This is a genomic window from Alteromonas sp. 4NS20-0143, assembly GCF_057542855.1.
This window is the reverse complement of sequence record NZ_BAAJLR010000035.1, coordinates 1-505: the sequence shown is the minus strand read 5'-3', so window position 1 is coordinate 505 and position 505 is coordinate 1. Positions and strand designations below refer to the sequence as shown.

Annotated in this window: 1 rRNA gene; it reads right to left on the bottom strand. The window is 52.7% G+C overall.

Annotation, left to right across the window (positions count from 1 at the left end):
* Positions 1-505, bottom strand: a 16S ribosomal RNA gene (locus tag AC27HD_RS18860); the annotation flags it as partial.

The following is a 505-nucleotide window of genomic DNA, read 5'->3' as shown; positions in this document are numbered from 1 at the left end:
CACAAACAGCTAGTAGACAGCGTTTACGGTGTGGACTACCAGGGTATCTAATCCTGTTCGCTACCCACACTTTCGCACATGAGCGTCAGTCTTTGGCCAGGGAGTCGCCTTCGCCACTGATGTTCCTCCAGATATCTACGCATTTCACCGCTACACCTGGAATTCCACTCCCCTCTCCAAGACTCTAGTCTGCCAGTTCTAAATGACCATCCCAAGTTGAGCTCGGGGCTTTCACATCTAGCTTAACAAACCGCCTGCGTGCGCTTTACGCCCAGTAATTCCGATTAACGCTCGCACCCTCCGTATTACCGCGGCTGCTGGCACGGAGTTAGCCGGTGCTTCTTCTGTTGTTAACGTCACGGTGAGCAGGTATTAACTACTCACTTTTCCTCACAACTGAAAGTGCTTTACAACCCGAAGGCCTTCTTCACACACGCGGCATGGCTGCATCAGGGTTTCCCCCATTGTGCAATATTCCCCACTGCTGCCTCCCGTAGGAGTCTGG